Below are 8,628 nucleotides of genomic sequence, written 5' to 3'. Positions count from 1 at the left end.
CGGTTGACGTACAGGATCGCGTTGAAGATCTCCCGCAATTCCACGGTGGCCGGCTGGCCGGTGGGCCGCCGGTCGAGTCGGGCCTGCCGCCAAGCGCTCAGTGTTGGCTCGATCAGCGCCCAGCGGGCATCGGACAGGTCGCTCGGGTAGGCCTTCCGCTTACTCATGGCGCACCGTTTACACCAGACCGAGTCGCCGGCCCTGCATTCGTCCAACGTGGAGAGTCAATAAGATTTTTAGACTAGACGGAATCTAGAGCCTATTTGTGAGATAAGCGGACACCCTGATCACGGATCCAGCGACCTCGAATACTCGCTTATCCCTGCGAATCGCCCCTAAAGCCGCCACGCTTAAAGCCGGCAAACAGCTACGAACTCTGCCTGAATGCCCTCTAACTGGACGTTTAATCCACGCTCGTGGCGAGAGCGGCGGATTCATAATCGATTCTGATGACCGGGCGGGTCCTCTGAGCGTCGCGCCTACCCGTCCGACCTATCCGACGCCCGCTGGGCCCTGATCGCACCCCGACTGACCGCCTGGCGACAAGCCCGCACCGACGCCGGAGTCGGCGGCCGCACCGCCCACCCACGACCTGCGCGAGATCCTCAACGCCATCCTCTACGTCAATCGCACCGGCATCGCCTGGCGACACCTGCCCCACGACCTGCCCCACGACCTGCCGCCCTACCAGACCGTCTACGCCTACTTCGCCGCCTGGAGCAAGGAAGGCATCTTCTCCGAACTGAACTACCACCTCACCGGCCTGGTCCGTGACCACCACGGGCGGACCACCACCCCGACCGCCTCCATAATGGACATCCAGAGCGTCAAGACATCCACCAACGTTCCGACCACCACCCGGGGCATCGACCCGAACAAGAAGATCGTCGGCCGCAAACGCGGCATCATCACCGACACCCTCGGCCTCCTACGCACCGTGATCGTCACCGCCGCCAGCGTCAGCGACTACACCATCGGCATGGACCTGCTCGACCAGGCCACCACCGCCCATCCCACCCTGGCCAAGACCTGGGTCGACGCCGGCTTCAAAAACCGCGTCGTCGAACACGGTGCCCGCCTGGGCGTTGACGTCGAGGTTGTCACCAAAGACCCCAGCGTCAAGGGCTTCAGCGTCGTCAAGCGCCGATGGGTGGTCGAACGCACCTTGGGCTGGCTGATGCAGCACCGTCGTCTCGTACGTGACTACGAGACCCGTCCCGACAACTCCGCCAGCATGATCACCATCGCAATGATCGACAACCTTGCCAAACGACTCGCCGCCGAAACCACACCGACCTGGCGAGAAACATGAAACCACATAACACACAAACTACGTGAATCAGACGTCCTCTTAGCGAACCATTCCAGGATGCCGCTGATTGCTGCCCTCATCCACCGACCTGGGGCATTCCCGCCTGTGCTGAACGTGCGAGACTCGTGACGGCGCAACGGGCGCGGGGATGTGCGGCGTATGACTGAGGACGCCCCGACGCCGGCCCACCTGACGAAGGTGTTGGACGGTCTCGCCGAGAATCCGGCGTTGCCGGCCGGGTTCGTTCGCCGGCTAATGCGCTACCGGCGCGGTTTCGGCCACGTCGCCACACGCAGCACCTGACCCGGCAACGGCGCTACCCTTGGCCGAGATGGACCGACTGCTCACCCTCGCCGAGCTCTGACGGAGAGCACCAGCACAAGAGGATTTAAACCCACAACAGGGTTGGCTGGTTGCCCTTGGCCTGCAGTAGCAGGTGAGCGCCGCGGGCGGTGATCTGCTCGGCGTGAGACGTCTGGGTATGCAGGGCGTCGGCGACGAACGGGACGCCGTCCAGACTGCCGAGCACGCGCTCGACGGCGTCCAACAGTGGGGTGAAGGCGGGGATTTCGTTGCTTTTCGTGTCGACGGTGACCTGGGCCAAGACGATGCCGCTGCTGGTGTCCAGCGCGGACAGCAGGTGCACCTGACGGCCGTCGCCCAGGCGGGCGCCCCGGAGCGTCTTACCGTCGACGGCGATCACGGTCCGGTAGCGGCGTGGCCGTACGGCCTGCGGTCGTGCCCGGGAACGCAGCCAGCCGGCCAGAACGGTGCTGATCAGGGCGGCGTCCAGGCGGGTCAACAGCCGCCACACCGTGGTGCCGGCGGGTACGCCACGGGTGATCCCGAGCCGGACCAGGGCCGGTTCGTCCAGGTCGTACAGCCAGTCGGCGATCGCCGTGAACGACGTGGCACCGGCCAGGACCGCACACACCGCGACGGTCAGCAACGCTGCCAAGGGATACCGCACCCCGCGCGGGCTCCGTGGGTCCGGGACCAGGCTCACCGCGACCAGGAGCCCTCCGCATTCACTGTCGGTGATCGGCTCTGGTGGCGTGTCGGTCCCGGGGGTTGTCACGGTCAGTACGGAGATCAGAGATGATGTCATCGGCGGGTGAAGTCCTCGGTTGTCGTGCAGCGTGAGAACTCCATGATCACCTTGGGGGCTTCACCCGCCTCCACAGAGGCAATACACCTCGGAAAACCCCAGCTCAGACGCCCGCACGGCTAGGCCGTGTGTCATAAGTGCTGTTCGAGTCTCCGGAGCCAGATGTCGATCATGCTGATGGTGGCGGTGGCTTCGTAGCGCACGGCGAGCTTGTCGTATCGGGTGGCCACAGCGCGGTGTTGTTTGAGCAGGTTGATGCCGCACTCCACGGCGTGACGTCGGCGGTACGCGGTGGGGTCGAAGGCGGGCGGCCGGCCACCCGCCGAGCCCTTCTTGCGGCGGTTCGCTGCTTGGTCGGCCTTGACCGGGATCACGCAGCCGATGCCTCGGCGGCGCAGGTAGCTCCGGTTGGCCTTGCTGCTGTACGCCTTGTCGGCCATGACTCGCTGCGGCCGGCACCGGGGCCGGCCGACGCCGAGGCGAGGCACCCGGATGCGGTCCAGCACCGTGGTGAACTGCGGGCTGTCGCCTCGCTGCCCACCGGTGACGACGAACGCGAGCACCATGCGGCCCTGCTCGCAGGCCAGGTGCAGCTTGGTCGTCAGACCACCGCGCGAGCGGCCCAACGCGTGATCGGCCGGCTCGATAACGCCGCTGCCACCCCGGCCGGTGGTTCGACCTGCGTGTGGCTGTCACGGCGGGCGCCTGCGGCGTGCTGATGCGCCCGGGCGATCGTGGAATCCACGCTCACGTCCCAGGTGATCAACCCGAGCGCGTCGGCCGTACCCTGCAACCCGGACAGAATCCGCGCCCACACCCCGGCCCGCTGCCAACGCCGGTACAGCCCGTACACCGTGCGCCAGTGCCCGTAGCAGTCCGGCACATCCCGCCACGGCGCACCCGTACGAACCCGCCACCTGATCCCGTCAATGAGCTGCCGCCTACTCCACTTCGGCGGCCGACCCGGCTTCTTCCGTCTGGGCAGCAACGGCTCCAGCACCGCCCACTGCGCGTCGGTCAGGTCGTGCCGCCTCGTCACCGCTACGCTGGCCACGAGGTCTCCGTGCAGATGGTTGTCTTGGTCGATAACCCAGTTACCGGAGACCTCGCCACATCCCGGTCACCGACACGCCCCGCCGATCACCTCACGCCCAAGACCACGGGCACTTATGACACACGGCCTAGAACGCAATGACCCTGCCCTGCTAACCGTCAGCTTGGGCGTCGCATAGCACATTGAGCCTGATAACAACAAGCGAACCGTCTAATACGCCCGCACGCTGGGCGGGTGTTAGCCGGTCGGCACCAGCGTACTCCACGGTAGACGGATCTGAGTCCAGGCTGTACAACCAGACCCAGCAGTCGCCCGTGCTATCCGCGCGCCCCCTGCCCTCGGCTATGTATTTGAATGACCCGTTCGAAAGGTCGACCGGGCCAGCTGCCAACGTCAAACCGGGGCCAGACACCGAGTCAACAAGGCTGACCTTCGCCGAGCCGACATAAACCCCAAAAGCAGATTTTGAATAGCCTTCACGAATCAAGTCGAAATTGCTGACCAAAATCAGCCGCTGGTAATCGATTGATTCATTGGGCTCCACTCCACAGGCGGCCATTCCGACAGCCAATAACGGAGTCAACATAACGGTCGCTAGAGGCCCCCGGGTCAGCAACTGTACACACCCGATCCGCAGATCAAGGCGTCTGACCTTTGCATATACCGGCCTATTGTCGAAGCGTAAGTGGAGCCCACGGGGCCGAAGCCTCCTCTCCCGACAGCTGCAGCATAGTTATCTTCTCCGATATTATATATCCCCGCTGCCACCTGCTCTGGAGTCCAGGTCCGCCGCATGCTCGCTGGAGCAGTCCTCTCCGCCAAGGCTTGATTGTCCGCAAGAGCATAGGCAGTTACCCGGATCGCCAGGGAGTTATCACCGATAAGATCGGTCCATCCGACGACACCCAGCGCTTCCGGGTGATTCTTCTTGACGTTCTCGAAGGTCTGCTTTTGAATATTCCCCCATCCAATCGATGGCGGATTACTGCCCTCCCCATCCTTGAACCCGGTGACGTTGCCAACGAAGCTCTTGAGCGGACCATAGATGCCAAGCCAATCAGCGACAACCGAGGCTCGCTGCAACGGTCTCTCGAAGAAGCCCCAATCCTCAGAGTTCGCAACCTCTGCCATAAGCACGGACAGAACAAGCCGCGGATCTACACCAGCCTCCACGCCATATCGCACGGCGTCGAGCATCCACATAGCCGGCCCACCGCACCCAGACTTGCTGTCGGAACCGTTCGAGCAATTCGACGGAAGGAGCTTATTAAGAGCTGGTAGAAATTTTGACTTCTGCTTTGGGGCTATCGGTGCTTTACCTCAGCTGGAAGAGCGGTCGGCCTCGCGTTCACAGGACTTGAAGCTCGAGCATCCAACCGCCACGCTCTTGCAGGGGCTGACGAGCAGTTCACCGAGACTTGCAAGGCACCGAGGCCGGGAAGATCACAGGGAGAGACCGGGGACCACCTCGTCGCCGACAGCTTTGGCCGTTCCAGCAGCGACAACCGTCTCAACTGCGGATCACCGATCAAGACGACCGAATCGCCCAACCTGCACACCTTCCTCTGCGCGGCGTCCGCAATCGCCGAGAGGCACTTTCCAGTAGTAGAGTTCTCGACCGGCGCATCTTCGGCGAAACACCAGACTCTCGTGGCGAACGAGGAGATTTGAACCCACCGAAACCTCTTGTCGAGCAACGCTCGTCGGGGCTTGTCATTGGTTGTCAAAACCCCTTGTTACCGTCAGTAGCCATTCCGACCTTGTCATTGACTGTCGAACGTCAGTACTGAGCTGCGCAGACATGATCAAGCGATGATCACAGCTTGTCACTGGTTGTCACCCCCGGGCGGGGGTTTTCGGGGGGCAAACGGGGGGCCGACAGGGCGCGCCAGTCCATCGCGTCCCGCTCCCCTACCAGCAGAACACCCATTACCAAGGGAGCGGCGCGCTCCTACCCATCGCTGCACGCCCGCCGCAGGCATGGGGGTTCGTGTCGGTGGGGCAACACAAACCAAAACCCAACCGGGTCCGACGCTGTCGACGTCGATCCCGTTGGTCTAGCGGCCGATCGTTGGCGGTGTTCCACTCTCGACACCTACGTGGTGGAGGCAGTTTGTGGAGCGCCGCCTTCTCAGCCTCTATGGAGTTCTGGTTCTGCTCTCCCCCTCGTTTGTCTCTGCGCATAGCCTACGTCGAGCCGCAGACGATGTCCATTTGGTCACCCTATAGGGGTTATGCAGCAGGACTGTCCTTCAGCAGCCATTCTGCGATGGCGGAATAGTCCGCGTCGGTGAGGCCACGGAGTGGGTCCACGCGGTACAGGAGCGCGGAAGCACTGTGGTGTGCCGCCACCCAGGTCCGGTCGACATCCGTGATCTCGTCGTCGACGCAGACGAAAGAGCGTCCCGCGGCCCACTCGGCGAGGTGGCGTGTCTTCCAGTGCAGCCGACCGTCGTCGTCATCTTCGTCTAGCCAATCGACGACAGGCAGCTGAGGTAGGCCGAGCCGTGGGGCGAGGACCTCGTTCGCTCCGGCCATCCAGGTCGTGGCCCAGACCAGGTCGCACGGCAACGCGGCCAGGCGGCGGCCGTGTTCGGGGTCGAGCCCGGCCAGCAACGGGTTGGCATCATCGTCCATCTGCCGCCCGCCACCGGCGAACGGCAGGAGCGTTCCGTCCACATCAAGGAACAGCAGTGCACGTTCGGTCACCGTGATCTCCGTTTCCATGTTCAGCGAGGCGGTTGCGGCGCTACCAGGTGACGGTTTCCAGTGGTCCGAAATCTCCGAGGATGATGCGATCCGGGATCTGCTTGATGAAGTTGCCCAAGCATTACGGGACTGACTTCAGGGGCTTGTCGGCGTTACCTGGGCGAAGGCCTTGGTCGGGTCGTATAGCTGTCCGGTGGCCAAGCAGTGATGGAGACAGCCAAGTAGCCGGTTGAACAGGTGGCGTAGGGCGGGCCGTTCGGGATTCATTAGGTAACGGGGGGCGCTGTCGGCGCACAGCGTCGGCATCCCCGTCCCATGGTTGCCCTCCGTAGATGCGATCGTCGGGCACCCTGTCTACACACCACATCGACCGCTCCGGGACGGCCACCATGTCGCCTCGACGACGAGCCGTTCGACGCTCCCCAGAACCGCTACGCTGGACCCCGACCACCAGCAGGCGACCGGACACGTAACCCCACAGGAAGCAAGAGGATCTTGCAAATGAAGTAAAGAAAATCAGCTCACTTGATCTCTAGAACCACAGGTCAGGAAGTCTGCTCCCCGCGCACGCGGGGGTGATCCGGTCCGGAGGGGTCTCCCAGACGTAGGGGATCGCTGCTCCCCGCGCACGCGGGGGTGATCCGAGGTCGAGCTGGCCAGCCGCAGCGATCCGGGCCTGCTCCCCGCGCACGCGGGGGTGATCCGTCGGAGAACCTGCGTAAGCAGCTCGTAATCGACTGCTCCCCGCGCACGCGGGGGTGATCCCGAGACGTGCGAGCACCACTGGCAGGAGTACGACTGCTCCCCGCGCACGCGGGGGTGATCCCGTCCAGTAGCGGACCCGGAAGCCGTGGGTGCCCTGCTCCCCGCGCACGCGGGGGTGATCCCGCCCCGAGGAAGCCCTCGGCACCCTCGTCACCCTGCTCCCCGCGCACGCGGGGGTGATCCCGGCCATCAGCCACCGCCGAACGGATGACCCGCCTGCTCCCCGCGCACGCGGGGGTGATCCCCGGGTGATCGCCCGGATCGGCCCGGCCGCCTCCTGCTCCCCGCGCACGCGGGGGTGATCCCGGGGCCAGCTCACCCACGTTGCCGAACAGCTGCTGCTCCCCGCGCACGCGGGGGTGATCCCGGGGCCAGCTCACCCACGTTGCCGAACAGCTGCTGCTCCCCGCGCACGCGGGGGTGATCCCGGGGCCAGCTCACCCACGTTGCCGAACAGCTGCTGCTCCCCGCGCACGCGGGGGTGATCCCTACGTCAGCCCGGCGGCCGGCGTTTCCCTGGCCTGCTCCCCGCGCACGCGGGGGTGATCCGGTCCGCGAGCTACGGACGTTCGTCTGCTGGTCCTGCTCCCCGCGCACGCGGAAGTGATCCCTCGCCGGCCACGTCGGGCCGCCGGCACGCCGCTGCTCCCCGCGCACGCGGGGGTGATCCCCAGCAGCCGACCCAGGTCGAACGGCGGCACCCCTGCTCCCCGCGCACGCGGGGGTGATCCCTGTTCCCTCTGGGCTTCGCGGTCGGCGGTCTCCTGCTCCCCGCGCACGCGGGGGTGATCCCATCGCCTGTGTGCTGACGTAGGGGGCAAGGAACTGCTCCCCGCGCACGCGGGGGTGATCCCATGCACCACACCACCGACAGCGGACGGCACTGCTGCTCCCCGCGCACGCGGGGGTGATCCCGTCGACCACGGACGGATGCCCTGCTCAGCCAACTGCTCCCCGCGCACGCGGGGGTGATCCCGACTACGCCACCGCCCTCACCGAACTGCCGCCCTGCTCCCCGCGCACGCGGGGGTGATCCCAGGCCGTGGACCCAGGACCCGGCCGACTGTCGGCGCCGCGTGGAACTGGCTATGGCACACATTCTGGGAGTCGCGTTCGTCGGGGTTCGGGTTGGGTGCCCGGGGTGAGGACCATCTCGGCGTTGCTTCCGCATCTGATCGGCCTGCGGCTGGAAGCGGTGGTGGTCCGGGCGTCGGAGTCAGGATTGCGGCGGCGTCGCGGACAGCGCGGGCCTCGTGCGTGGCCTGTGGGACCTGGTCGGGCAGTGTGCATCGTCGCTATATGCGGCGGCTGGCCGACGTCAGGTTGGGCGGCCACGAGGTGCTGCTGGCGTTGACGGTCCGCCAGTTTAACTGCGTCGATAATGGATGCCGGCGACGGACGTTCGTTGAGCAGGTACCCGGGCTCACACGTCGGTATGCCCGTCCCACGGTCCTGGCGGTCGGTGACCTGCAAGCGGTCGAGTTCATCTGGGGCTGTCTTCTTCGCCTGGTTTCGGGATCGCCACCGAGGTGTGGCCGATCTCTGGAGAACGGCGCCCGAAGCGGCGGCGTTTTGATGCCTTGCTCCAGCCATGTGACAGGGCTGGGTTGTAGGTCTTCCGGTCGGTGGGTCGACGGATCAGCGTAATGCCGTCGAGGTCGACAGGCTGCCAGTGGTGGT

General features: G+C 65.2%; 5 protein-coding genes, 3 pseudogenes and 1 CRISPR repeat array. Of the genes and pseudogenes, 2 read left to right on the top strand and 6 right to left on the bottom strand.

All coding sequences use genetic code 11. The annotated features are described in order from the left end of the window. A partial coding sequence (locus JMF97_RS30420; RefSeq protein WP_203224623.1) for a transposase occupies positions 1-167 on the bottom strand: 167 nt, incomplete at its 3' end. 346 nt (positions 168-513) lie between these two features. Between JMF97_RS30420 and JMF97_RS30415 the strand changes: the two are divergent. After that, positions 514-1,312 (top strand): annotated as a pseudogene (locus JMF97_RS30415) (IS5 family transposase). A gap of 159 nt (positions 1,313-1,471) precedes the next feature. Further along, complete coding sequence (locus JMF97_RS30410; protein WP_158244827.1) at positions 1,472-1,615, top strand: hypothetical protein; 144 nt, start codon at positions 1,472-1,474, stop codon at positions 1,613-1,615. Positions 1,616-1,700: 85 nt separating this feature from the next. On the opposite strand, the gene JMF97_RS30405 is transcribed toward JMF97_RS30410, so the two are convergent. The 5 genes and pseudogenes from JMF97_RS30405 to JMF97_RS31600 form a co-directional block, all read right to left on the bottom strand. Then, complete coding sequence (locus JMF97_RS30405; RefSeq protein ID WP_238360462.1) at positions 1,701-2,420, bottom strand: ISAs1 family transposase; 720 nt, start codon at positions 2,418-2,420, stop codon at positions 1,701-1,703. Between the two features lie 131 nt (positions 2,421-2,551). Beyond that, positions 2,552-3,474: pseudogene (locus tag JMF97_RS30400) on the bottom strand (IS5 family transposase). 609 nt (positions 3,475-4,083) lie between these two features. Then, positions 4,084-4,671: a hypothetical protein gene (locus JMF97_RS30395; RefSeq protein WP_203224659.1), complete on the bottom strand. Its 588-nt coding sequence runs from the start codon at positions 4,669-4,671 to the stop codon at positions 4,084-4,086. A gap of 1,035 nt (positions 4,672-5,706) precedes the next feature. Further along, positions 5,707-6,201 carry an HAD domain-containing protein gene (locus JMF97_RS30390; protein WP_203224658.1) on the bottom strand — a complete coding sequence of 165 codons (495 nt, stop codon included), beginning with the start codon at positions 6,199-6,201 and terminating at the stop codon, positions 5,707-5,709. Between the two features lie 536 nt (positions 6,202-6,737). Then, positions 6,738-7,985: a CRISPR direct-repeat array (repeat unit 29 nt; unit sequence CTGCTCCCCGCGCACGCGGGGGTGATCCC). Between the two features lie 446 nt (positions 7,986-8,431). Then, positions 8,432-8,628 (bottom strand): annotated as a pseudogene (locus JMF97_RS31600) (type I-E CRISPR-associated endoribonuclease Cas2e); the annotation flags it as partial.

Origin of the sequence: Micromonospora fiedleri, assembly GCF_016774385.1 — a bacterium.
GTDB lineage: Bacteria > Actinomycetota > Actinomycetes > Mycobacteriales > Micromonosporaceae > Micromonospora > Micromonospora gifhornensis.
This window is presented reverse-complemented; position numbering and strand designations above follow the sequence as displayed.

Coding starts and splice junctions, on each gene's coding strand:
- JMF97_RS30405 (WP_238360462.1), bottom strand. CDS start 2,420: ATGACATCATCTCTGATCTCCGTACTGACCGTGACAACCCCCGGGACC.
- JMF97_RS30395 (WP_203224659.1), bottom strand. CDS start 4,671: ATGCTCGACGCCGTGCGATATGGCGTGGAGGCTGGTGTAGATCCGCGG.
- JMF97_RS30410 (WP_158244827.1), top strand. CDS start 1,472: ATGACTGAGGACGCCCCGACGCCGGCCCACCTGACGAAGGTGTTGGAC.
- JMF97_RS30390 (WP_203224658.1), bottom strand. CDS start 6,201: ATGGAAACGGAGATCACGGTGACCGAACGTGCACTGCTGTTCCTTGAT.